The sequence below is a fragment of the Pseudomonas shirazensis genome, assembly GCF_050496565.1.
Classification (GTDB): domain Bacteria; phylum Pseudomonadota; class Gammaproteobacteria; order Pseudomonadales; family Pseudomonadaceae; genus Aquipseudomonas; species Aquipseudomonas shirazensis_A.
On sequence record NZ_JBNWAE010000004.1, the window covers coordinates 203,768 to 226,018 of the forward strand.

The 22,251-nt window shown below is 64.0% G+C and carries 23 protein-coding genes; 13 read left to right on the forward strand and 10 right to left on the reverse strand.

Annotation, left to right across the window (positions count from 1 at the left end):
* Together ACQZ2L_RS08465 and hisN are read right to left on the reverse strand one after the other, a co-directional pair.
* Complete coding sequence (locus tag ACQZ2L_RS08465; RefSeq protein WP_430325628.1) at positions 1–732, reverse strand: hypothetical protein; 732 nt, start codon at positions 730–732, stop codon at positions 1–3.
* 123 nt (positions 733–855) lie between these two features.
* Complete coding sequence (hisN, locus tag ACQZ2L_RS08470) at positions 856–1,647, reverse strand: histidinol-phosphatase (protein ID WP_430325629.1); 792 nt, start codon at positions 1,645–1,647, stop codon at positions 856–858.
* Positions 1,648–1,780: 133 nt separating this feature from the next.
* On the opposite strand from hisN, the gene ACQZ2L_RS08475 reads away from it, so the two are divergent.
* The 9 genes from ACQZ2L_RS08475 to ACQZ2L_RS08515 all read left to right on the forward strand — a co-directional run bounded on the left by ACQZ2L_RS08475 (position 1,781) and on the right by ACQZ2L_RS08515 (position 12,695).
* Entirely contained in the window at positions 1,781–2,365 is a 585-nt protein-coding gene (locus ACQZ2L_RS08475) for a nucleotidyltransferase family protein (protein WP_430325630.1), read from the forward strand.
* A gap of 138 nt (positions 2,366–2,503) precedes the next feature.
* Entirely contained in the window at positions 2,504–3,403 is a 900-nt protein-coding gene (locus tag ACQZ2L_RS08480) for a LysR family transcriptional regulator (RefSeq protein ID WP_430325631.1), read from the forward strand.
* A gap of 178 nt (positions 3,404–3,581) precedes the next feature.
* Positions 3,582–4,472: a LysR family transcriptional regulator gene (locus ACQZ2L_RS08485; RefSeq protein ID WP_430325632.1), complete on the forward strand. Its 891-nt coding sequence runs from the start codon at positions 3,582–3,584 to the stop codon at positions 4,470–4,472.
* Between the two features lie 154 nt (positions 4,473–4,626).
* A complete protein-coding gene (locus tag ACQZ2L_RS08490; protein WP_430325633.1) occupies positions 4,627–5,082 on the forward strand; it encodes a (2Fe-2S)-binding protein in 456 nt (151 codons plus the stop codon).
* The gene (locus ACQZ2L_RS08495) at positions 5,079–7,322 is read left to right on the forward strand and encodes a molybdopterin cofactor-binding domain-containing protein (protein WP_430325634.1); all 2,244 of its coding nucleotides are present in this window, start codon (positions 5,079–5,081) and stop codon (positions 7,320–7,322) included. The genes ACQZ2L_RS08490 and ACQZ2L_RS08495 overlap by 4 nt, the downstream gene beginning before the upstream one ends.
* Positions 7,323–7,343: 21 nt before the next feature.
* Complete coding sequence (locus ACQZ2L_RS08500) at positions 7,344–8,690, forward strand: c-type cytochrome (RefSeq protein WP_430325635.1); 1,347 nt, start codon at positions 7,344–7,346, stop codon at positions 8,688–8,690.
* 107 nt (positions 8,691–8,797) lie between these two features.
* Positions 8,798–9,820 (forward strand): XdhC family protein, encoded by a 1,023-nt coding sequence (locus ACQZ2L_RS08505; protein WP_430325636.1) that lies wholly within the window; start codon positions 8,798–8,800, stop codon positions 9,818–9,820.
* A gap of 86 nt (positions 9,821–9,906) precedes the next feature.
* Entirely contained in the window at positions 9,907–11,556 is a 1,650-nt protein-coding gene (locus ACQZ2L_RS08510; RefSeq protein WP_430325637.1) for an MFS transporter, read from the forward strand.
* The gene (locus ACQZ2L_RS08515; RefSeq protein WP_430325638.1) at positions 11,553–12,695 is read left to right on the forward strand and encodes an HlyD family secretion protein; all 1,143 of its coding nucleotides are present in this window, start codon (positions 11,553–11,555) and stop codon (positions 12,693–12,695) included. Before ACQZ2L_RS08510 ends, ACQZ2L_RS08515 begins: the two co-directional genes overlap by 4 nt.
* Positions 12,696–12,703: 8 nt before the next feature.
* Here the strand turns inward: ACQZ2L_RS08515 and ACQZ2L_RS08520 are convergent, their stop codons facing one another.
* The 7 genes from ACQZ2L_RS08520 to ACQZ2L_RS08550 all read right to left on the reverse strand — a co-directional run bounded on the left by ACQZ2L_RS08520 (position 12,704) and on the right by ACQZ2L_RS08550 (position 17,971).
* Positions 12,704–13,579 (reverse strand): AEC family transporter, encoded by an 876-nt coding sequence (locus ACQZ2L_RS08520; RefSeq protein WP_430325639.1) that lies wholly within the window; start codon positions 13,577–13,579, stop codon positions 12,704–12,706.
* Between the two features lie 114 nt (positions 13,580–13,693).
* Positions 13,694–14,131: a type II 3-dehydroquinate dehydratase gene (aroQ, locus tag ACQZ2L_RS08525; RefSeq protein ID WP_101319179.1), complete on the reverse strand. Its 438-nt coding sequence runs from the start codon at positions 14,129–14,131 to the stop codon at positions 13,694–13,696.
* Between the two features lie 4 nt (positions 14,132–14,135).
* Entirely contained in the window at positions 14,136–14,954 is an 819-nt protein-coding gene (gene aroE / locus ACQZ2L_RS08530) for a shikimate dehydrogenase (RefSeq protein ID WP_430325640.1), read from the reverse strand.
* A complete protein-coding gene (locus ACQZ2L_RS08535; protein WP_430325641.1) occupies positions 14,951–16,183 on the reverse strand; it encodes a CaiB/BaiF CoA transferase family protein in 1,233 nt (410 codons plus the stop codon). The genes aroE and ACQZ2L_RS08535 overlap by 4 nt, the downstream gene beginning before the upstream one ends.
* Positions 16,180–16,635, reverse strand: a complete 456-nt coding sequence (locus ACQZ2L_RS08540) for a MaoC family dehydratase (RefSeq protein ID WP_430325642.1) — start codon at positions 16,633–16,635, stop codon at positions 16,180–16,182. The genes ACQZ2L_RS08535 and ACQZ2L_RS08540 overlap by 4 nt, the downstream gene beginning before the upstream one ends.
* On the reverse strand, positions 16,632–17,027 hold the full coding sequence (locus ACQZ2L_RS08545; RefSeq protein WP_430325643.1) for a VOC family protein: 396 nt from the start codon (positions 17,025–17,027) through the stop codon (positions 16,632–16,634). Before ACQZ2L_RS08545 ends, ACQZ2L_RS08540 begins: the two co-directional genes overlap by 4 nt.
* The gene (locus ACQZ2L_RS08550) at positions 17,024–17,971 is read right to left on the reverse strand and encodes a ketopantoate reductase family protein (RefSeq protein ID WP_430325644.1); all 948 of its coding nucleotides are present in this window, start codon (positions 17,969–17,971) and stop codon (positions 17,024–17,026) included. Before ACQZ2L_RS08550 ends, ACQZ2L_RS08545 begins: the two co-directional genes overlap by 4 nt.
* A gap of 93 nt (positions 17,972–18,064) precedes the next feature.
* On the opposite strand from ACQZ2L_RS08550, the gene ACQZ2L_RS08555 reads away from it, so the two are divergent.
* The 3 genes from ACQZ2L_RS08555 to ACQZ2L_RS08565 all read left to right on the forward strand — a co-directional run bounded on the left by ACQZ2L_RS08555 (position 18,065) and on the right by ACQZ2L_RS08565 (position 20,876).
* Entirely contained in the window at positions 18,065–18,991 is a 927-nt protein-coding gene (locus tag ACQZ2L_RS08555) for a LysR family transcriptional regulator (RefSeq protein WP_430325645.1), read from the forward strand.
* A 214-nt stretch (positions 18,992–19,205) separates the two neighbouring features.
* The gene (locus tag ACQZ2L_RS08560; RefSeq protein ID WP_430325646.1) at positions 19,206–20,498 is read left to right on the forward strand and encodes an MFS transporter; all 1,293 of its coding nucleotides are present in this window, start codon (positions 19,206–19,208) and stop codon (positions 20,496–20,498) included.
* 96 nt (positions 20,499–20,594) lie between these two features.
* Positions 20,595–20,876: a hypothetical protein gene (locus tag ACQZ2L_RS08565; protein WP_259073911.1), complete on the forward strand. Its 282-nt coding sequence runs from the start codon at positions 20,595–20,597 to the stop codon at positions 20,874–20,876.
* Between the two features lie 50 nt (positions 20,877–20,926).
* On the opposite strand, the gene ACQZ2L_RS08570 is transcribed toward ACQZ2L_RS08565, so the two are convergent.
* Complete coding sequence (locus ACQZ2L_RS08570; protein ID WP_430325647.1) at positions 20,927–21,859, reverse strand: LysR family transcriptional regulator; 933 nt, start codon at positions 21,857–21,859, stop codon at positions 20,927–20,929.
* A 120-nt stretch (positions 21,860–21,979) separates the two neighbouring features.
* Here ACQZ2L_RS08570 and ACQZ2L_RS08575 point away from each other — a divergent pair, with 120 nt between their 5' ends.
* Positions 21,980–22,249, forward strand: coding sequence for a DUF2790 domain-containing protein (locus tag ACQZ2L_RS08575; protein ID WP_430325648.1), 270 nt, complete (start codon positions 21,980–21,982; stop codon positions 22,247–22,249).
* Positions 22,250–22,251: the final 2 nt, after the last annotated feature.

Sequence of the window (22,251 nt, forward strand, 5' to 3'; positions counted from 1 at the left end):
CTATTGCACCGGCAGGAAGTTCATCAGCAACAAGCTCTGCGCGTAGTTCAAACCGATCCGCCGATAACGTTCATCGAGCAGCTGCGCCAACAGGTCGAGCCGGGCGACGATCTTGCCGAACTCGACCGCGAAGCTGAGGTTGCTGCCCTCTTCGGAAATCTCGTTGGAGAACAGCAACAGCACGCCATTGGCGTCCTGACGCTGGCTGAGCATCCAGGTGGCTTTTTCGATGTTGCGCGCGGCGTTGTTGACGAACAGCGGGTCGATGGCATCGGTAATGTAGAACTCGCTGCGCCCGCCGTGGGCGGTGATCAGCATGCTGCCGATGGCATATATGAAGGCGCCGACCCGATCGCCGCGAAACTCCGGGCTCAGGGCATAGCTGAGGGCTGCCAGATCACGCCGCTGACCGAGCTGCGGCAGCGGCTGGCGTTGCTCGATGGCCAGGCGGATCTGCCGCTCGGCGGTAGCCGCGTCAAGGTAGCCGGACTGCTTCCACTGGTTGGGATTGCGCGCGTACAGCTTGTTCATCAGCAGGTACAGGCTTTGCAGGTTGTCACGCATCGCCAGGGTGGCCATGCGGTCGACGCTGGTCTGGAACAGTTCGCTGGGTTTGCCGTCACTGAACTGGCTGACGATGTCGCGGCCCTGTTGCTCGGTGCACGCGCACAGCAGGGTCAGGGCGCCGGCCAGCAGCAGGCGGGGGCAGGTTCGCAATACAGGGACAAGCATCGGCACCGGGGTCTTGATCAACGACGGGGCCGGGGATCGGCTCTGCCTGACCAGACATAGAGCGCGAAATGGCGAAAAAGTGCAGTTGCGCAGGCCAGTCAGGCCCGCGCAACGCTTAGCCGATTACATGGCGTGACGCAACAACTCGATCATTTGCGCATGCAACGCAGGGTCACCGCAGGCCACCACACAGCCGCCGTTCTGTGCCGAGCTGCCATCCCAGGCAGTGATCACCCCACCCGCCCCTTCGATGATCGGCATCAAGGCCTGCACGTCATACGGCTGCAGGCTGGCCTCGACGATCACATCGACAAAGCCGCTGGCGAGCATGCAATAGGCGTAGCAGTCGCCGCCATAGCGCATCAGCCGCGCCTGGCCGGCAACCGCTTCAAAGGCGGCCTTGCGCGCCTCGGTGTCGAACATGTCCGGCGTGGTGCACATCAAGGTAGCAGAGGCCAAATCGCTGCAGGCACGGGTCTTCAGCGGCGTGCTGCCGAGCCAGGCGCCCTCAGGAGTACCGATGAAGCGCTCGCCGGTAAACGGCTGGTTCATCACCCCAACTACCGGCTTGTCGCCGTCGTTGAGCGCAATCAGAGTGCCCCACAGCGGTAGCCCGGTGATGAAGGCGCGGGTGCCATCGATCGGGTCAAGCACCCAGGTCAGCGGGCTGCTGCCCACCGCCACGCCCTGCTCTTCACCGAGGATGCCGTGGCTTGGGTAGCGTTCCTGGATCAGCGAGCGCATGGCGTCTTCGGCGGCCTTGTCGGCCACGGTCACCGGGTCGTACAGGCGCCCGCCCTTGTCCTCGACCGCCAGGTTGGCGCGAAAATACGGCTGGATCGCAGCCGCAGCGGCCTGCGCCAGCTGCTCGGCAAATGCACGGTATTCGCCGATCTGTTCAGCGTTCAAGGTCATGATGGCGGGCCTCTGGCAATGATAGGGGGTGGCATCATACCCGAGCCTGCCGGGTGATGGCGTGCGGCCTTGCGTGCGGGGTTGAGGTAGTCTAGCGGCCAGCCAACTGTTCATTTGCCAAGGAGCACCCCGGATGCCATGCACCGTAGCCGCACTGGTACTCGCCGCCGGCCACAGCCGCCGTTTTGGCAGTGACAAACGCCAGCACCTGCTGAGCAGCGGCCAGACCCTGCTGCAGGCCAGCCTGCAACTGCCGTGCGCGCAGTTGGACGAAGTCTGGTTGGCGCTGCGTGACGACGACCCTGCCCCGCTCGGCCTGGCTGATAACGTACGCATTCTGCAATCGAGCAGCAGCCGGCTTGGCTTGGGCCACAGCATCGCTGCCAGCGTCGAGCAGATCAGCACCGCGTCAAATGCTCAGGGCTTGCTGGTGATGCTGGGTGACATGCCGTTCATCCAGCCTGCCACCCTCGCCGCGCTGCTGGCCAGCGCGGACAGTCACCTGATCATCCGCCCGACGTATCAAGGCAAGCCCGGCCACCCGGTGCTGTTCGGTCGTGCGTGGTGGCCGCAGTTGTGCAGTCTGACCGGCGATGAAGGCGCCCGCAGCGTGCTGCAGGGCAATCCGCAGGTGGTGCGCAGTCTGGAGCTGGGGGATGCTGGGGTGTTGCTGGATATTGACCGACCGGGGGATGTGCCTGATCTGGATGAACAGTAGGTTGCCGAGCGACTGCGGCAGGTTCGAGTACGTCGGGCGCCAACGGCCACGAAAGCACTCCAGCGATCACCCACACAGCTGTTCATCGCCAGGCCATCGCTGTAGCTTGCCCGTCAGTTCCCCAGTGAAGTGCCCTCCATGAACCCCAAGACTTTGCGCGATGCGTTCTCCGGCCTGAGCGTGTTCTTCGCTGTCGCACAAGCGCGCAGCTTCACCAAGGCAGCAGCGCGGCTGGGTGTATCTCAAACAGCCGTCAGCCACGCCGTACGTGGCCTGGAAGCCCGCCTGGGCGTCAGTCTGCTGTCACGCAACTCGCGCAGCGTGACGCTGACCGAGGCCGGAGAGCAACTGATGGCGAACGTCGCCCCGCAATTCGAGGCCATCGATACGCAGTTGCAGGCGCTGACCGAGTTGAGCAACAGCCCTACCGGCACAATCCGCATTACCGCCTCCGATCACGCGGTACGGGCGGTGCTGATGGCCAGGCTCAAGGTGTTTTTGCCGGCACATCCGGGGATCAAGGTCGAGCTGTCGACCAACAGCGGCTTCGTCGACATTGTTGCCGAACGTTTCGATGCCGGGGTGAGGCTCGGTGAGTCAGTGGCGCAGGACATGATCGCCGTGCGCATCGCTGCCGATGCGCCCTATGCAGTTGTCGCTACCCCGGCTTACCTGCAGCGTCATGGCATAGCGCACACGCCAAGCGACTTGTTGCAGCACAACTGCATCAACCTGCGCCTGCCGACGCGGGGCAATTTATGGGCATGGGAGTTTGCAGTCGATGGCCGTGACGTCAATCTGCGCGTGGACGGGCAACTGATCTTCAACAACACATCCGACGCCGTCGAGGCTGTCCTGGCCGGACTTGGCGTCGCCTACCTGCCTGCGGAGCTGGTCGAGCAGTATGTACAGTCCGGGCAGTTGCTGCAGATGCTCGACGGTTACAGCCCGGTGTGGCCCGGCTTACACCTTTACTACCCCAGCCGACGGCAACCGTCGGGGGCGATGGCGCTGCTGATCGCGGCACTGCGCGTCTAGTCAATTGCCCTGCCCAACCCGCTAAACGCGCTCCAGTCACACACGCTATGTCGGCATTTATCAATCTGATTCATAGCTGCATGCAGTTTATGCAGGTTTCTAGTGGCGCCCATCCCGCCTACAGTGTCGTCTCTGCGCCAATTATTAGCGCACTCCACTGGATTTCAGGACTCCTGCAATGGCCAGAGAGCATTACAGCCAACTTCAGGCGTTGATCGTCGTCGCCCGTGAACGCAGCTTTACCCGTGCCGCTGCGCAGTTGGCCATGTCGCAATCGATGCTCAGCCATACCATCCGCGATCTGGAAACGCGCCTGGGTGTGCGCCTGCTGACGCGAACAACGCGCAGCGTCTCGGTTACCGAGGCAGGCGAACGTTTGATTGCCGAGGTGGCACCGCGCCTTGAGCTGATCGAAGCAGAGTTGCACGCGGTCGCCGAGCTCGGCGACATGCCCAGCGGCACCTTGCGTTTCACCGCCAGCGACCACGCCATCGACACCTTGCTCTGGCCAAAACTGCAGAGCCTGCTGGCACTCTACCCGCGCTTGAACCTTGAGCTGCACAGCGACTACGCCTTCACTGATATCGTCCAGGGCCGGTTTGACTTTGGCATACGCTTGGGTGACAGCCTCGGCAAGGACATCCACTCGGTGTGCATCAGCCCGGACATGCGTCTGGCAATCATCGCTGCGCCCGCTTATTTCGCCGAACGGCACATGCCAGAAACCCCCGAGCAACTGAGCCAACATGCCTGCATCAACCTGCGCCTGCCGACCCAGGGCAACCTGTATGCCTGGGAACTCAAGCAAGGCGAGCGCGAAATCAGCGTCCAGGTCGAGGGCCGGCTTGTGTTCAACGGTATCTACCAGGTGCTCAATGCCGCCCTCGACGGCCATGGCCTGGCCTATGTCCCGCACGATCTGGCTGCCACCCATCTAGCCGCTGGCCGGGCGGTGCCGGTGCTTGAAGCGTGGTGGCGCAGCTTTCCTGGCTACCACTTGTACTACTCGGCGCAGCGCGAGACCTCACGCGCCATGCAGGTCGTGATCGAAACACTGCGCCTGAACTAAATAAAACGAGCAACGCCGCCGACCGCTGGAGCAGCCTCGGGCTGCACCTGAACCACCTTGTGCTAGTTTTTCCGCATGGGGTGCGCAGGGCCTGGGGCATTGGCGGCCTGATAAAAACTAAAGATCCATCCAACCGACTGATTACGGGTGAGCCATGCAGCTTCGAATCAACCAAAAGACCTACGAGGTCGATGCCGACGCGGATACTCCACTGCTGTGGGTCATCCGTGATGATCTGGGCATGACCGGCACCAAATACGGCTGCGGCCTGGCCCAATGCGGCGCTTGCTCGGTGCTGGTCGACGGCAACGTGGTGCGCGCCTGCGTCACGCCGATTGCCGGCGTGGTCGGCCGTGAGGTCACCACCATCGAAGCCATCGAAGCTGACGATGTCGGCAAGCGCGTGGTCGCCGCCTGGGTCGACAAGCAGGTTGCACAGTGCGGCTACTGCCAGTCCGGCCAGGTCATGGCCGCCACTGCCCTGCTCAAGCACACCCCCAAGCCCAGCGATGAGCAGATTTCTGCGGCGATGATCAACCTGTGCCGCTGCGGCACCTACAACGCGATCCATGACGCCGTGCATGCACTGGCCAAGGAGGACGTGGTATGACCAAGCCAATCGTCTACCCCGCCGATCTGCTCACGCTGGATCAACCGGTCAATCTGTCGCGCCGGCGCTTTCTCGCCGGCAGCGCCATTGGCGCATTGGTGCTGGGCTTCGGTTTGCCGCTAGGCACCTCGCGGGTACAAGCGGCTGCAGCGGCAGCCCCGGCGCTGGGCACTCAGGTCCCGGCGTTCCTGGAGATTCGCCCAGACAACAGCATCCGCCTGCTCAGCCCGTTCATGGAAGGCGGCCAAGGCACCTTCACGGCAATGGCGCAGATTGTCGGCGAGGAGCTGGATGCCGATCCTGCCACCTTCCTGGTCGAAGCCGCGCCGCCCGGCGAAGCTTACGTGGTGCTGGAGAACGGCATGCGTATTACCGGCGGGAGCATGTCGGTGCGCCTGAGCTACCCGGTCATGCGGCGCCTGGGCGCGCTCGGCCGGGCCATGCTGGTGCAGGCCGCCAGCACCAAGCTAGGCGTGCCGGTCAGTGAACTGAGCACCGAGCCGGGTCGGGTCATTCACGCCAGCTCCGGGCGTTCGCTGAGCTACGGTGAGTTGGCCGGCGCGGCCATGGACCTGCCGGTGCCCGATCCGGACAGCATTACCTTGCGCGACCCGAGCCAGTTCCGCTGGATCGGCAAGCCGGTCAAGCGTATCGATGCCTACGACAAGTCCACCGGCAAGGCGGTGTACGCCATCGACCTGAAAGTCGACGGCATGCTCCACGCCGCCGTGCAGCACGCGCCACGACTGGGCATGACCGTAGCTGATGTGCGCAACGAGGCGCAGGTCAAGGCCATGAAGGGCGTGCACTCGGTGCATCAGCTGCCGGGCGCAGTGGCAGTGGTTGCCGAGCGCTGGTGGCACGCCAAGCGCGCTGCCGAAGCGCTGCAGGTGCAATGGCAGGAGCCGACCGCGGACTCCAAGGTGCGGCCGATGCCGGCGGACTTCTCCAGCGACGGCTTCCGCGAGCACCTGGCGGCGCAGACCGGGCCGCAGCGCGAAGAAGAACTCGAAGGCGATTTCAGCAAAGCCCTGGACGGCGCCAAGACCAAGGTCGAGGCCACTTATCACAATCAGTTCGTCAACCATGCGCAGCTGGAGCCCCCTTCAGCACTGGCCCGCTACAACGACGATGGCTCGCTCGAAGTCTGGTTGCCGAACCAGGCTCCCGACATGTTCCGCGCCGACATCGCCAAGCGCACCGGCCTGGATCTGGCGCAGATCACCCTGCACTCGCCGCTGCTCGGCGGCTTCTTTGGCCGGCACTTCCTGTATGACAGCGCCAACCCTTATCCGCAGGCGATCGCCCTGGCCAAGGCCGTCGGCCGGCCGATCAAATTGATCTGGAGCCGCGAAGAAGAGTTTGTCCGCGACGTGCTGCGACCGATGGCGGTGGTCAAGTTCCGCGCCGGGCTCGACGCCAACGGCATGCCGGTGGCAATCGAAGCGGTCAGTGCTACCGAAGGCCCGACCGAGGCAATCGCCGGCAGCCCTGCGGAAAAAGGCGACCCAACGGCACTTGAAGGTTTGTCTGGCAAGGCCTACGCGATCGCCAACCGCCGCGTCGCGCAGATCTACGTCAAGGGCCCGGCAATGCTCGGCTACTGGCGCTCGGTGGGCAACTCGATGAACGACTTCTTCTATGAAGCCTTCCTCGACGAACTGGCCGACAAAGGCGGCCAGGATCCGTATGCGCTGCGCATGCACCTGCTGCAGGGCAACCAGCGCCTGAGCACCCTGCTCAAGGAGGTGGCCGACTTGTCCGGTGGCTGGAAACGGGGCCCGTTCACCGCTGAAGACGGCAGCAAGCGTGCCCGCGGCGTAGCCATGGCCTCACCGTTTGGCTCGCATGCGGCAGTGATCGCTGAAGTCTCGATTGAAAACGGCCAGGTCAAAGTGCATGACATCTGGCAGGCGATCGACCCTGGCAGCATCGTCAACCCGGCCATCGTCGAGGCTCAGGTCAACGGTGCGGTCTCGCTGGGGCTGTCGCAAGCCTTGCTCGAAGAAGCGGTGTACGTTGATGGCAAGCCGCGTGCGCGCAATTACGACCTGTATCCGATCCTGCCGGCGGCACGCATGGCCCGGGTGCATGTACGCATTGTCGAAAGCGGCGAGAAGATGGGTGGCATCGGCGAGCCACCCTTGCCTGCGGTCGCCCCGGCAGTCGCCAACGCGGTAGCGCAGCTGACCGGCCAGCGCATCCGCAGCATGCCACTGTCACGCTATACCTTCAGCTAAGTGGCCCAGGACGACCTGCACATGACTCGAAAAAGCCTTGCAAGACCCTTGGCCCTGTTCGCCGTGCCGTGCCTGATCGCGGCCGGCCTGCTGGCCTGGTATGTCACCCGTGAACCGGCGTCGCCGTTCACCGCTACCACCCAGAGCAACGCCGACCCGGCCTTGATCCAGCGCGGGGAGTACGTCGCCCGCCTCAGCGACTGCGTGGCCTGCCACAGCCTGCCGGAGGCCGCGCCCTTTGCCGGCGGCCTGAAGATGGCGACACCGCTGGGGGCAATTTACGCCACCAACATCACCCCCGACCCCGATCACGGTATTGGCAAATACAGCCTGGCCGAGTTCGACCAAGCCGTGCGCCATGGTGTCGCACCAGGCGGGCGCCGCTTGTACCCAGCGATGCCCTACCCGTCCTATGCCAAGCTCAGCGACGAAGACGTGCAGGCGCTGTACGCCTTCTTCATGCAGGGCGTGCAAGCGGCCGATCAGCCCAACAAGCCCGGGGAAATCCCTTGGCCATTGAACCTGCGCTGGCCAATTGCACTATGGAACGGCCTGTTCACCGAGGCCGAACCCTACGCCGCCAAGCCTGAGCAGAATGCCCAGTGGAACCGTGGCGCCTACCTGGTGCAGGGCCCCGGCCATTGCGGCAGTTGCCATACCCCACGGGGCATCGCCTTTGATGAAAAAGCCCTGAGCGAGCGCGGCACTACCTTCGTCTCCGGCGCCTTGCTCGACGGCTGGTACGCGCCAAGCCTGCGCAATGACCACAACACCGGCCTGGGCCGCTGGAGCGAAGCCGACATAGCGCGCTTCCTCAAGACCGGGCGCAACCAGCATGCGGTGGTGTACGGCTCGATGACCGAGGCCTTCAACAACTCGACGCAGTTCATGAGCGATGAAGACCTGGCCGCGATCGCCCACTACCTGAAGTCGTTGCCCGGCGACCCGAAACGCGATGGACCGCCTTGGCAGTATCAAGCCGTATCGGCAGCGCAGCAGCTGGACAAACCAGGGGCGCATACCTATGTCACCGCCTGCGCCAGTTGCCACGGGCTGGATGGCCGCGGTCAGGCTGAATGGATGCCGCCACTGGCCGGAGCTACCTCAGCGCTGGCCGAGCACAACGCCTCGGCCATCAACATCACCCTCAACGGCGCCCAACGGGTGGTTGCCGCCGGCGTGCCGGATGCCTACCGGATGCCGTCGTTCCGCGAGCAGCTGAGCGATCAGCAAATCGCCGAGGTACTGAGCTTTGTCCGTAGCCGCTGGGGCAACACCGGCACTGCAGTGCCCGCCAAGGACGTGGCCAAGCTGCGCGAGCACACCGACCCGGCCAGCAGCAGCCCGATCATCCTGCAGATGCGTTGAAAGGAACCTCACGCCTGCTGCGATGCTCAGTAAGACAGGAGTGCTCGCGCGTCGATTCCCGGCAGCGAGCATGACTGCACAGCGCTCACATAGATCAAGGAACACCGATGGAAAGCATTGACCTGATGGTCCTGCGCACCGCCCGCGACTGGTTGGCGGCTGGCGAGCAGGTGCTGCTGGCGACCGTTGCCCGCACCTGGGGCTCGTCGCCGCGCCCGGTCGGCTCGATGATGGCCCTGCGCGAGGACGGCCGGGTGATCGGCAGTGTTTCCGGCGGCTGCATCGAAGATGACCTGGTCCACCGCTATACCCGCGCCTACGGTGGCAGCGGTGTAACCGACGGGCTCCCGCAGGTGGTGTGCTACGGCGTCAGCGCCGATGAGGCCCACCGTTTTGGCCTGCCCTGCGGCGGCACCCTGGAGTTGGTGCTCGAATTCAACCCCTGCCACAAAGCCCTTGGCCTGCTGCTGGAGCGGCTGGATGCAGGCGGCCTGGCCCGACGCAGCCTGGATCTGGCCAGCGGCACGGCGACGCTGGAGCACACTTCGACGCCAGAGCAATTCAGCTTCGACGGCGCGCGCATGGTCAGTACCCTTGGCCCTGGCTATCGGATGTTGCTGATCGGTGCCGGCGCTTTGGCTGAGTATGTGGCGACCATGGCCCAGTTCAATGGCTTCAAGGTCACCGTGTGCGATCCGCGCCCAGAGCACATGGCGGGTTGGAGTGTTGCCGGTGTCGAGCAGGTTGTGGGGATGCCGGATGACGTGGTGCGGGCATTCGCGCCGGACCTGCGCACCTGCATTCTGGCCCTGAGCCACGACCCCAAACTGGATGACCTGGCTCTGCTCGAAGCCCTGCACGGCCCGGCGTTCTATATCGGCGCGATCGGCTCGCGGCGCAATAGCCAGCAACGCCGTGAGCGGTTGATCGAGCACTTTGGCGAAACCGAAGCGTCACTCAAGCGGCTGCACGGCCCCATCGGTATCTACATTGGCAGCAAGACCCCAGCCGAGATCGCCGTGAGCGTGATGGCCGAGATTCTCGCGTGCAAAAACAACGTCGAACTGCCGGGCGAGCTGTCGGTAACCGAAGCCAAACGCGCGCATGAGCTTGAGTTGCTGGCCGGTTGAGCAGCACTAAAGTTGCTGCAGCAGCTTCACCCGCTTGACCGATCTGACGTACAGTTTCGCAAGTAGACCAAGGCCAAGCCCTTCCGATGGACAAGTACGCCCCACGCCAGTGGCTCCCCCACGAAAAGCCGACCATTCCCGGCTCGCCGTCGACCCCGCTGCATCCACCCCTGACCCGCCTCGCCTACGGCGCGGTGGGCCTGCTGGTGGCGATCACCGGCGGCCTGGGCAATGCCCTGGTGACCGCCAACCTGACCTTCCTGCAAGGTGCACTGGGTGCCACCAGCGCCGAGATGGCCTGGCTGCCGGCGGCGTTCGTGATGACTAATGTGTCGATGAACCTGCTGCTGGTGAAGTTTCGCCAGCAATTCGGCCTGCGCGCATTCACCGAAGTGTTCCTGGTGCTGTATGCACTGGTCACCTTCGCCCACTTGTTCGTCAACGACATAAACTCGGCCATCGCCGTGCGCGCAGCCCACGGCATGGTCGGCGCGGCGTTGAGCTCGCTGGGCCTGTACTACATGATCCAGGCCTTCCCCGAGCGTTGGCGACTCAAAGCCATGGTGCTCGGCCTGGGTGCCTCGCAGCTGGCGATACCGCTGGCGCGGATCTTCTCCGAAGACTTGCTGCAGATCGCTGAATGGCGCGGTTTGTACATGTTCGAACTGGGCCTGGCGCTGACGGCACTGGGCTGCGTATTACTGCTCAAATTGCCGCCCGGCGACCGCTTCAAGACCTTCGAGCCGCTGGATTTTCTCACTTTCGGCCTGATGGCCAGCGGCACCGCCCTGCTCTGCGCCGCGCTGTCGCTGGGGCGCATCGAGTGGTGGCTGGACACGCCGTGGATCGGCATGGCGCTGGCGGCCTCGATCGGTTTGATCTGCGCGGGGCTGGCCATCGAGCACAACCGCAGCAACCCGCTGTTGATGACCCGCTGGCTGAGCAGCGCCGCGGTGATCCGCCTGGCTCTGTGCGTGATCCTGATCCGTATGGTCACCTCCGAGCAATCGACCGGCGCGGTGGGCTTTCTGCAAACGCTCAACCTGGGCACCGAGCAACTGCGCAGCCTGTATGGCGTGATGCTGCTCGGCGCCGTGGCCGGCCTGGTCACCAGTGCCCTGACCATCAACCCCAAGCACCTGGTCCTGCCGCTGTTCGGTTCGCTGGCGCTGATGGCGGTCGGCGCCTATATGGACAGCAGCTCGAGCAACCTGACCCGGCCAGCGCAGATGTACCTGAGCCAGTTCATGCTGGCGTTTGGCAGCACCTTCTTCCTCGGCCCGTCGATGGCGTTGGGCATCGGCCACGTGCGCGCCAACCCGCGCAATCTGGTCAGCTTTTCGGTACTGTTCGGGATCTGCAACAACCTTGGTGGTCTGCTCGGCGCGGCCTTGCTCGGCACATTCCAGACCGTGCGCGAGAAATTCCACTCGAGCAACCTCAGCGAGCAGTTGAGCCGCCTCGAACCCCTGGTCAACGCCCGGGTCCAAAGCGGTGGCGGCAGCTATGCTGGAGTCATTGCCGACCCGGCTCTGCGCACTGAAGTTGGCACCCGCTTGTTGGCCAACGCCGCCACCCGCGAAGCCAACGTGCTGGCGTACAACGATGTGTTCCTGCTGATCGCCGGGATTGCCCTGCTGACCATGCTCTGGATTTCGCTGCGCAGCCTGTGGGTCTGGCACACGACCCGCCAGGCGGCCCTTTCCGACTCAACCCGCGGCGCTTCGAATCAATGAATGAAGAAACACCGATCACCTCTACCAACGCCATTGCCGAAACTCCGGAAGGTCAGACCCCGCCCACACAACCGAGCAACCCCGGCGGCTCGCGACGGGTGCGGGTATTGTCTGTTCTGACCTTTGCCGGCGTGGCCCTGGCCGGCATCCTGCTGGTGCTGTATGCCTGGCAACTGCCGCCATTTGGCAGCGCTATCGAGAGCACCGAAAACGCGCTGGTGCGCGGCCAGGTCACGCTTATCGCGCCGCAACTGTCCGGCTATATCGTCGAGGTGCCGGTGCAGGACTTCCAGTACGTCAAGGCCGGCGACCTGCTGGTGCGCCTTGACGACCGCATCTACACCCAGCGCCTGGCCCAGGCGATTGCGCAACTTCAGCAACAGCAAGCGGCGCTGGCCAACAACCTGCAACAGCGCAAGAGCGCCGAGGCGACCATCGTCCAGCGCCAGGCGGCGATCACCGATGCTGCCGCCCAGGCCGACAAGAGCCAGGCTGACCTGCGCCGCAATCAGGCGCTGGTCAGCGACGGTTCGGTATCGCGCCGCGAGCTGGATGTCAGCCGCGCCAATCATGCAGCATCAGTGGCAAGCCTGGCCCAGGCCAGGGCCGCGCTGGAGATCGCGCGCCAGGACGTACAGACGGTGATCGTCAACCGCGCCTCGCTCGAGGCCTCGGTGGAAAACGCCAAGGCCGCGGTCGAGCTGGCCCGCATCGACCTGGACAATACCCGCGTAACCGCACCGCGCGATGGCCAGCTCGGTCAGATCGGCACGCGCCTGGGTGCCTATGTCAATTCGGGTGCGCAGTTGATGCCGCTGGTGCCGGACAACCACTGGATCATCGCCAACATGAAGGAAACCCAGATGGCCAAGGTGCGCATTGGCCAGCCGGTGACCTTCAGCGTCGATGCCCTCGATCACCTGAAACTGCGCGGCCACGTGCAGCAGATCTCGCCCGCGACCGGTTCGGAATTCGCCTTGCTGCAAGCCGACAACGCCACCGGCAACTTCGTCAAGATTGCCCAACGGATCCCGGTGCGGATCACCGTCGACCCAGACCAGCCCGATGCCAAGCGCCTGCGCCCGGGGATGTCGGTGGTGGTCGGCATCGATACCCGCGCCGAGCATTCAAGCGAATAAGCTGCGGGTTACAGCCACCAGGCCAGCACCAACGGCAACCAGACGAACGACAGGATCGTCGAGCACATCACCAGGTTGGCGACCTCTTCAGGTGAGCGCTTGGCGCGTATCGCCAGCAGATAGTTGAACACGGCCACCGGCATCGACGATTGCAACACCAGGATGGCCTTGGCCATGGTTTCCAGATCAAGCAGCTCACCCACTGCCCAGCCAACCGCACCACCCAGAACAATCCGCAGGCCACCCAGCAGCATGCCCTTGCCGACCTGCTGCAAGCGGATGCTGGCCAGCGACACGCCGAGGGTCAGCAGCATCAACGGGATGGTCATGCCGCCCAGCAGGTTGACGGTATTGGCCAGCCACTTGGGCAGCTCCCATTGCAGAAAGATGATCGGCATGGCCCCCGCCAGGCTGATCACGATCGGGTTGCGCAGCAGCGCCTTGAACGAGCTGGCGCCGCCGGCTACGGCAATGCCCACGGTGAACTGGAAGATCGACAAGGTCAGAAAGAACGCCACCGCCAGCGCCAGACCATGCTCGCCAAAGGCGTACAGGCTGATCGGCAAGCCCATGTTGCCGGTGTTGGGGTACATGAACGCCGGCAGCAGGACGCGCCAGTGCAGGCCAGACAAGCGGCTGACCAGCAGCCCGACCAAGGCCATGCCAGCCATGCATAGCACGCAGGCCAACGCCATGCTGGTAAAGGCAGACTGGTCCAGCTTGGTCCGGCTCAAGGTCGACAGCACCAGGGCGGGTGTGCCGATGTTCATCACCAGCCGCGCGATAAATTCAGTGGGGTAGTCGATACCGCTGCGGGCCCAGCCGTAGCCAATGCCCGCGACGATAAACACCGGTGCCAGAACAGCGAACAACGAAGCCAGCATGCCTTGCCCTCAACAGCGATCAGCGCCGATCGCCCGAAAAAGATCCCAGTATGCCCCAGCAGCCCCGCAGCCGGCGTTTTGGCGTTGGATAAAAAGCAAACGAATCAGCTGCAATCAGAGCATGCCCATCGCTGCTCGCAACGCCAGCAGGTAAGTATCAACGCCAAACCCACAGATCTGACCGCGGACCACCTCGGCGAACACCGAGTGATGACGGAACGCCTCGCGGGCATGAATGTTCGACATGTGCACTTCCACCACCGGCACTTCCAGAATCGCCAGTGCATCGCGAATGCCGTAGCTGTAGTGGGTCCAGGCCCCGGCATTGATTAGCACTGCATCGACCCGCTCTTCGTAGGCCTGGTGAATGCGCTCGCACATCGCCCCTTCGTAGTTGCTCTGGAAGCTCTCGATGCGCGCGCCGAGTTCCTCACCCAGCGCCTGCAAGGCCTGATCGATGTCTGCCAAGGTGGCCGTGCCGTACTGGCGTGGGTCACGCTTGCCGAACATGTTGTGGTTGATGCCATGCAGCATCAGGATATTGACGCTCATGGCGCTACTCGAGTGGGATGGTCAGTTGGTTGATCACGGCACGGGTTTCAGGCCGCACCCCGCGCCACCAGGCAAACGCCTCTGCCGCCTGCTCGACCAGCATGCCAACGCCGTCGGCCAGCTTCGGCACGCCCTGCTCGCGGGCCAGCCGCAGGAATGGCGTGAGGCCTTTGCCGTAGGCCAGCTCATAGGCCAACTGGGCGCCGCTCAACACGTCCGCAGGCACCGGCGGTAGCTCACCGCTGAGGCTGGCCGAGGTGGCATTGATGACGATGTCGAAGGTCTGGCCCTGCAGCTCTTCGTAACGGCTGATGCGCAGCAGCGGGTGGTCGACTTCATTGCGCAGCGCCACGGCCTTGGACATATCGCGGTTGACGATGACCAGCTCCAGCGGCCCCGCCTGCAAGAACGGCAGCAACGCACCGCGCACCGCACCACCGGCGCCGAGCAACAGCACCCGGCGGTTGCGCAGCGGCTGGCCAAGGTTGCTTTCGATATCGCGCAGCAAGCCGATGCCATCGAAGTTTTCCGCAACGATGCGGCCGTCTTCGAACTTCAGCGCGTTGGCAGCCCCGGCCAACTGCGCGCGCTCGCTGCGCCGGTCGGCCAGCTCGAAGGCGCGCAGCTTGAACGGCGCGGTGATGTTCATGCCCAGCCCGCCGGACTCGCGAAATGCCAGGACCTGCGCTTCGAAGCCGTCGAGCTCGCCTTCGATGGCGCCGTATTCAAGTACCTGCTCGCTGACCTGGGCAAACAGGCCGTGAATCAGCGGCGACTTGGTGTGGTTGATCGGCCTGCCGATCACTGCATAGCGGTCAGTCATGCTGCATCTCCGTGACTGAACAAGACCCCATCTGCCTGCATTGCAGCGATCTGTTCTGGGCTGAAGCCAAGCCCTGCAGCGATCTCGGCGTTGTGCTGGCCGAGGTCCGGGGCGACCTGGTGAATGGTGGTATCGCAGTCCGAGAAGCGGAATGGCAGGTTAGGCAAGCGCAAAGTGCCGTAGCGCGGATGCTCCTGCTCGATGACCATGTTGCGCGCCTTGATCTGTGGATCGGCCAGCACCTCGTCGATGCGCTGAACCTTGGCGCTGGGGATGTCGATGCTGTCGAGCAAGCCGAGGATATCCGCCACCTGCCGCGCGCCAACCCACTCGCGCACCACCGCCAGAATTTCCTCGCGATTGGCGTTGCGCCCGTTCAGGCTGTGGAAGCGGCTGTCGCTGCCAAAGCCGCTCGGGCCGCCGTTGGCTTCGAGCATGGCGGCGAAGCGCTGCCAGGCGTCGTCCACCTGCGCGGCGATGACCAGGTCACCATCGGCGGCGCGGAACACCCCGTACAGGGTCGACGTCGGCATGTCATGCCCGGTCTGCTCGGGCAACACGGTGCCGTCGGACAGCGTGTAGCACTGCACCGCGTACTCGTGCATCGACACCAGCGTGTCGTACAGGGCCATGTCGATATACTGTCCGCGACCACTGTTGACCCGACCCAACAGCGCCGCGTTGATTGCAGCTACGGCATGAATGCCGGTGTACATGTCACCCAGCGAGATACGCAGCAACGGCGGCGCCTCGCCCGGCACGCCGACCATCTGCATGATCCCGCTCTTGGCTTCGGCGATCAGGCCAAAACCTGCGCGGTGCGCGTCAGGCCCGGTGTGGCCATAGGCCGAGATCGAGCAATAGACCAGCCGTGGGTTGCGCGCCGACAGCTCGCTGTAGCCCAGGCCGAGCTTTTCCAGCGCACCGGGGCGGTAGTTTTCGATGAAGACGTCGGCCGAGTCGGTCAGGCGCTGCATGAAGGCCTTGCCGCGTGGGTCGCGCATGTTGACGCTGACGCCCTGCTTGCCCATGTTCAACTGCAGAAAGTAACCGCTCTGCTGCTCGTCCAGGGTAAAGGCATGCTGGCGGCCTGCGTCGCCTGAGCCTGGGCGCTCGACCTTGATCACTTCGGCGCCCAGCGCAGCCAGGCAGCGGCCCACGTACGGGCCGGCGAGAAAGTGGCTGTAGTCAATCACGCGGATACCCGCGAGTGGTAGTGCCTGACTCATGCCTGCGCCCTCCTTGGGACCATCAACCGGTGCTCGCCACGCTGCACCACTTCGCCGTGCTGGTTGATCAGCTCAGACGGCAAGACCACGATGCCCCAGTCCGGGCGGCTTTTGCTTGCGCGCATCGAGCCGACGCGCATGCGCACGTGGAGCACGTCGTTGACCTTGATCGGCAGGAGAAAGTCCCAGGTCCAGCCCAGCGACATGCCGGGCACGAAACGGTATTCGCACTGGGTCTTGAGGCCGTCGGCAATCGAAAGGCCGAACAAGCCATGGGCAACCAGGCAGCCGAAGTGGCTGGCGTTGGCATAAGCCTCGTCGACGTGCACCGGGGTGTGGTCACCGGTAAGGTCGGCGTAGGCCAGAATGCGCTCACGGGTCACGGTATAGCTTGGGCTGATGCACTCGTCGCCTTCACGGGCATCGTCCCAGAATTTTTCCACTACGTTCATGCTTGCTCCTCTGCTCGTGGGTCAATCGCCAATGCCTGGGCCACGCAGCTGACCGGCCGGGCCTGGATCAGCTCGATCGCCAGGCCATCCGGCAGGCGGAACCAGTTGAAGCCCTGCGGCAGCGGCGTGACGCCGAAGCGTTGTGCGGCAGCCAGGCTGGCCTCGAGGTCTTCACACATGATGCCCAGGTGGGCCATGCGCCCTTCCGGGCCGGCGAAGTCCGGCTGGTGGATGAACTGCAAACCGCCCAGGGTCCAGTACTGCGCAGGCTGCTCCAGGCTGCCCTGGACTTCACGCATGGTCATGCCGCACACCTCGCTGAAAAAGCCGATGTGCCAGTGGATGTCCTTGACGAAGAATGCAACGTGTTCGAGGTAGGCTTTGGCAGTCACTTGTAGTCCCTCTTCTGATAGTCGGCCATGGCGCGTTCGATGCCTTTGATGCAGGCCACCAGGGTCGCGTTGACCGGCGTGGGCACGCCATGGCGCTGGCCCCAGCGCACGACCGAGCCATTGATGAAGTCGATTTCGGTGATCGAGCCTTTTTCCAGGCTCTGCAGCATCGAGGTGCGAAAACTCGCCGGCAGGCCTTCGGCAGCCAGTTGCCAGGCGGCTTCTGGGCTGGTCAGGCTGAGGCGGATCCCGGCCCGCTCGGCGACCGCGATGGCTTCGGCCACCGCTGCCTTGGCGGTGCTCTCGAGCAGCGGTTCGCTGTACAGCTGGCCATAGCTGAGCATGGTGATGCCGCTGAGCGCGCCGGTGGCGACGTTGACCAGCAGCTTGTCCCACATGGTGCCGAGGATGTTGTCGCTGACACTGGTGGCCAGCCCAGCGCCGTTGAAGGCGTCGGCGATGGCCTGCACCCGTGGCGTCAAGTGGCCGTCGAGTTCGCCAATGAAAGTCTGCTTGCCGGCAACCCCAGCGCGGATCGAGCCGGGCGCCAGCAGCACGCCGCCGACGTAGGTCTTGCCAGCCAGTACCCGCTCACGGCCCACTGCCTCGGCCAGAATGTCCTCGTGACCGAGGCCGTTCTGCAATGACAGCACCAGCGTCTGCGGACCGATCAAGGCGCTGGCGCCGGCAATTGCTTCAGCGGTATGGAACGACTTGACCAGCACCACCACCAGATCGGCCGCGCCGACCTCTTCAGCATCGACGCTGGCGTTGACCCGAACATAGCGCTCGCCACGCTCATCGTTGACGTGCAGGCCGTGCTGGTTGATCGCATCGACATGCGCCTGGCCGCGGTTCAACAACCAGGTTTCGTGCCCCGCCTCGCTCAAGGCAGCGCCAATGGCGCAACCCAGGGCGCCGGCTCCAAGAATGCAGATTTTCACGTCGCAAGCCTCCTGTGCTTTGCGACTACATTAGGCAGGCGGGGTTATTTGGGCTATACAATGGCCTCAATAGCACTATTGAGAATTACAATAATGACTCCGTTGGATGCCCTGCCCGATCCCAAGCTGCTACGCCTGTTCGATGTCCTCTACAACTGCCGCAGCGTGACCCGCGCCGCCGAACAGTTGGGCCAGAGCCAGCCGACCATCAGCATCTGGCTGGCACGCTTGCGCGAGCAGCTGAACGACCCCTTGTTTGTGCGCACCCCGGGCTGCATGGCGCCCACGCCGCGGGCTGACCAGTTGATCGGACCGTGCCGCGAGGTGCTCGAATCGCTGCGCCGACTGACCGCTTCCGAACCACAATTCATCGCCGCTACCGCGCAGCGGCGTTTTCGCCTGTGTGTCAGCGATGCCAGCCACATCACCCTGCTGCCGAGCATCCTCAACCACCTGCGCTCGCACGCGCCGGGCATCCGCCTGGAAGCGGCACGCATCGACGGCAATACCGAAAGCGCGCTGGAGTCCGGCGAGGCCGACCTGGCCATTGGTTTTGTGCCCTGGCTGGGCGGCGGCATGTACCAACAGGTGTTGTTCGAGCAGGACTGGGTGTGCCTGAGCAACCCCAAGCATGCCACCGACGGCGAGCCCATGAGCATCACCCGCTACCGGACCGAGGGACACGTGCAGGTCAGTGCCGGCACCGGCCAGAAGCTGCTCGAGGCGGCCCTGACCCGGGCGGGGATCGAGCGCCGGGTGATGCTCGAGCTGCCCGGCTTTCTCGGGCTGGGCATGGTGGTCGGCTCAACCGACCTGATTGCGACGCTCCCCCGCCATATCGGCCAGACCCTGGCCGCCATGCATGGCCTGCAGATGACCGATTGCCCGCTTGCGGTCGACGGTTTCACGGTCAAGCAGCACTGGCACGCGCGCTACCACCAGGACAGCGGCAATCGCTGGTTGCGCGAGTTGATCCGGCAATTGTTTCAGCCGCCACGGCTGGCCGATAGCCGCGGCTGAAAGCGCGCGTCGCCGCCTCGCTATACCTACCGTTGATCCTGCGGCCGATGGTCGCAGGCACAGCCCCCTTGGCAAATCCAGGATAACGCTTAAAATCGCGCCTCCTTTTCGCCAGTCAACCTGCTACAGGCATCCTCGCTACCGGTCCGCAACGGCCCGGTCCAGCCTGCGCGGCAAAAAGGCACACATCTGCTGATTTCTTCTTGAGGTATGTATGTCTCCGCGTTTGCTGGCCATGGCGCTGGCGCCCCTGCTTGGGTTGTTCATCATGGCCCTGGGCAATGGTTTCATGTCTTCGTTGACCACACTGCAACTGGGTACGGCGGGCGAATCGGCGACGATGATCGGTATCGTCTCTTCGGCCTACTTCATCGGCCTCACGCTGGGCGCGCTGTTCAATGACCGGCTGATCCTGCGCATCGGCCACATCCGTGCCTACAGCAGCTTCGCCGCGCTGATCGCCGCCACCAGCCTGATGCAGGGCCTGTTCTACGACACCACCTGGTGGATGGCCATGCGCCTGATCAACGGCTGGGCTGCCGTCGGCGTGTTCCTGGTGATTGAAAGCTGGTTGCTGATGGCCGGCGACGCGAAGATCCGCGGGCGCCTGCTGGCCCTTTACATGATCGCCTTCTACGGCGCTGGCGTGCTGGCTCAGGCGGCGTTGGGCGAGATCACTGGCCTGGGCGCCAGCGCGCCCTACATGGTTGCCGGCATGCTCGCGGCGCTGTCGGTGCTGCCGATCGTGATCCTGCCGCAGGTATCGCCGGTGCTCGATCAGGTCGAACCGCTCAAACCCCGGCAACTGCTGGGCGTGGCCCCTACCGGCCTGGTCGGCTGCTTTGGTTCGGGCGTTGCGATTGCAGCGGTATATACCCTGCTGCCACTGTACCTGCAGCGTATCGGTCTGGCGGTAGGTGAAGTCGGCACCATGATGGCCTGGGTGATTCTCGGCGCCATGCTGCTGCAGTATCCGGTGGGGCGTTGGTCGGACCGCAAGGACCGCCAGGATGTGTTGATCACGCTGGCCGCGCTGTGCACCGTGCTGTCGCTGGTGATCGGCCTGCTGCCGGCCAACTCGGTGCTGTTGCCGGCAATGCTGTTCCTGCTCGGCGGCTGCGTGTTCGCCGTGTACCCGGTGTCGGTCAGCAGCGCTGCCGACCGCGCCCCGGCGGATGCGCTGGTGCCGATGATTCAGGGCCTGCTGCTGATCAACTCGCTGGGCTCGGCAATGGCGCCGCTGGCGATTTCGCCGGTTATGACCTCGTACGGTGAAGTCGGCCTGTTCTGGGCCTTTGCCGTGATCAACCTGGCCATGGTCAGCTTCTTCCTCTGGCGCCGCGGCAAGCGCCCGGCACCGGAACATCCGGCGCCGTTTGCCGCGAGTACCACGTTCTCGCCGAGTGGCGCCGAGCTGCGGGTGACCGAAGAACTGCGCCACGCGGTGCAGGAGCACCCGTCGATGGCTGAAACCCAGGCGCCAGCGGCTGCCGCAGAACACGCTTGACCCGCGCCGGGGGCATGACCGCTCGTCGCCCGACGGGCACCCTGCCCCCACTGGCGTGGCCGAACACATGACGATCATCCTTACAGGAGATTTACCATGGTTCGCTTCCGCCCGCTTCCGTTAGTTCTCGCCTTGTCGTTGGGCCTTGCTTCTACCGTCAGCATTGCTGCCACTGACATGAACAGCGGCAAGACCACCACTGAGCAGTCCTCCGGCGACCAACCGCGTGGCAGCACCGCCGGTGACGGCAGCAGCGTCAACACACCAGGCGGCAGCCCGGATAACGACAGCAGCGATACCGGTACCGATTCCGATGGCGCAGACGGCAAGACCCCAGGCCCAAGCGACTCGAGCAGTGCCGAGCAAGACGATCATTGATTGCAGGGGCGCTGTGGGGGACTACCTGCAGCGCCATGCTTTACGCCCAATCAGCGCCAGTGGCGCTGTTCTTCGACTATCTGTTCATGGGCCTGGAACATCAGCGGCAATTGCTCCTTGAGCATGTCCAGCCAGGTCCGTACCTTGGCATCCAGATAGTGCCTGGACGGATAGATCGCATAGATCTCCCGCTGCCGCAGACGATGTGGCGCCAATACCCGACATAGCCGTCCCTGCTCGATCGCCCTGGTCGCGGAAAAATACGGAATCAAGCCAATCCCCATACCCAGCTCGGTAGCCTGCAACATGGCATCCGCGACGTTGGTCAGGAAGGTCTGCTGCGGTTGAATCACGCAGCTCTCGGCCGCTTGTTCAAACACCCAGTCCTCTTCGAACAATGGGTCGCCCATGCGCATGCACACATGCTGCTGCAGGTCCTCTGGTCGCTCGGGCACGCCGTGACGTGCCAGATAGTCTGGTGAGGCACAGAGGATGCTGTAGATGCCGCCCAGGGGAATGGCGATCAGCTGCGAATCCGGCAAGCCGCGGCCGATGGTGATGACCACGTCGTGGCCCTCATCGAGCGGATCGGGGTTGCGCTGCGACAGAGTCAGCTCCATTACCACTTCCGGGCAGGCCGTCTGATAGGCCGCCACCAGCGGCATCATCAGCAGGCCCAAACCATGGGTGGAATGCACCCGCAGCCGCCCGCGCGGGGTCAGGTGGGCACCGCGCGCCTCGTCCATGGCCTCTTCACTGAGCAACAGGATCTGCCGCGCCCGCTCGAGAAAACGCTCACCCGCCTCGCTCATGCGCAAGCGCCGGGTGGTGCGGTGCAGCAGGCGAGTCTGCAACTGGTTCTCGAGCTCGGCGACGATGCGTGAGACCTGGGCGGCAGAGATGTCGAGGGCATTGGCGGCGCCCGCGAAACTGCCGCAATCGACTACCCGGGTGAAAGTCCGCATGGCATGCAGCATGTCCATGGAAGCGCGCTCCTGAAATTTAATTCGTACATCAAGAGCAGCAATCTATCACGCTGCAGGCCATTTATTGTGAATCGCCAAGCAATGCATCATGGCTCATACGTAATCGAGGAGCCCATCATGAAAGCCGTTATCGCTATTTTCGCCCTGTTCAGCTCGCTGGCTACCACCGCTGCCTATGCCGACCAGAGCGACAAGCAGCCAGCCCCAGCAGCAGTAGAGCAATATCATTACGGCATGCCTTTGGACATTGCCAAGGTAATCTCCATTACCCCGGCAAGCGACATCGAAGACTGCAAAGTGGGCACCGCGCGAATGGCCTATCTGGACCCACAAGGCCAGCGCCACGACATCAGCTTCCGCGAGATGGGCAACTGCTCGCAGATGTAATA

Excerpts from the sequence above, each read along its gene's own strand:
- ACQZ2L_RS08465 (WP_430325628.1), bottom strand. The coding sequence starts at position 732 with ATGCTTGTCCCTGTATTGCGAACCTGCCCCCGCCTGCTGCTGGCCGGC.
- hisN (WP_430325629.1), bottom strand. The coding sequence starts at position 1,647 with ATGACCTTGAACGCTGAACAGATCGGCGAATACCGTGCATTTGCCGAG.
- ACQZ2L_RS08475 (WP_430325630.1), top strand. The coding sequence starts at position 1,781 with ATGCCATGCACCGTAGCCGCACTGGTACTCGCCGCCGGCCACAGCCGC.
- ACQZ2L_RS08480 (WP_430325631.1), top strand. The coding sequence starts at position 2,504 with ATGAACCCCAAGACTTTGCGCGATGCGTTCTCCGGCCTGAGCGTGTTC.
- ACQZ2L_RS08485 (WP_430325632.1), top strand. The coding sequence starts at position 3,582 with ATGGCCAGAGAGCATTACAGCCAACTTCAGGCGTTGATCGTCGTCGCC.
- ACQZ2L_RS08490 (WP_430325633.1), top strand. The coding sequence starts at position 4,627 with ATGCAGCTTCGAATCAACCAAAAGACCTACGAGGTCGATGCCGACGCG.
- ACQZ2L_RS08495 (WP_430325634.1), top strand. The coding sequence starts at position 5,079 with ATGACCAAGCCAATCGTCTACCCCGCCGATCTGCTCACGCTGGATCAA.
- ACQZ2L_RS08500 (WP_430325635.1), top strand. The coding sequence starts at position 7,344 with ATGACTCGAAAAAGCCTTGCAAGACCCTTGGCCCTGTTCGCCGTGCCG.
- ACQZ2L_RS08505 (WP_430325636.1), top strand. The coding sequence starts at position 8,798 with ATGGAAAGCATTGACCTGATGGTCCTGCGCACCGCCCGCGACTGGTTG.
- ACQZ2L_RS08510 (WP_430325637.1), top strand. The coding sequence starts at position 9,907 with ATGGACAAGTACGCCCCACGCCAGTGGCTCCCCCACGAAAAGCCGACC.
- ACQZ2L_RS08515 (WP_430325638.1), top strand. The coding sequence starts at position 11,553 with ATGAATGAAGAAACACCGATCACCTCTACCAACGCCATTGCCGAAACT.
- ACQZ2L_RS08520 (WP_430325639.1), bottom strand. The coding sequence starts at position 13,579 with ATGCTGGCTTCGTTGTTCGCTGTTCTGGCACCGGTGTTTATCGTCGCG.
- aroQ (WP_101319179.1), bottom strand. The coding sequence starts at position 14,131 with ATGAGCGTCAATATCCTGATGCTGCATGGCATCAACCACAACATGTTC.
- aroE (WP_430325640.1), bottom strand. The coding sequence starts at position 14,954 with ATGACTGACCGCTATGCAGTGATCGGCAGGCCGATCAACCACACCAAG.
- ACQZ2L_RS08535 (WP_430325641.1), bottom strand. The coding sequence starts at position 16,183 with ATGAGTCAGGCACTACCACTCGCGGGTATCCGCGTGATTGACTACAGC.
- ACQZ2L_RS08540 (WP_430325642.1), bottom strand. The coding sequence starts at position 16,635 with ATGAACGTAGTGGAAAAATTCTGGGACGATGCCCGTGAAGGCGACGAG.
- ACQZ2L_RS08555 (WP_430325645.1), top strand. The coding sequence starts at position 18,065 with ATGACTCCGTTGGATGCCCTGCCCGATCCCAAGCTGCTACGCCTGTTC.
- ACQZ2L_RS08560 (WP_430325646.1), top strand. The coding sequence starts at position 19,206 with ATGTCTCCGCGTTTGCTGGCCATGGCGCTGGCGCCCCTGCTTGGGTTG.
- ACQZ2L_RS08565 (WP_259073911.1), top strand. The coding sequence starts at position 20,595 with ATGGTTCGCTTCCGCCCGCTTCCGTTAGTTCTCGCCTTGTCGTTGGGC.
- ACQZ2L_RS08570 (WP_430325647.1), bottom strand. The coding sequence starts at position 21,859 with ATGGACATGCTGCATGCCATGCGGACTTTCACCCGGGTAGTCGATTGC.
- ACQZ2L_RS08575 (WP_430325648.1), top strand. The coding sequence starts at position 21,980 with ATGAAAGCCGTTATCGCTATTTTCGCCCTGTTCAGCTCGCTGGCTACC.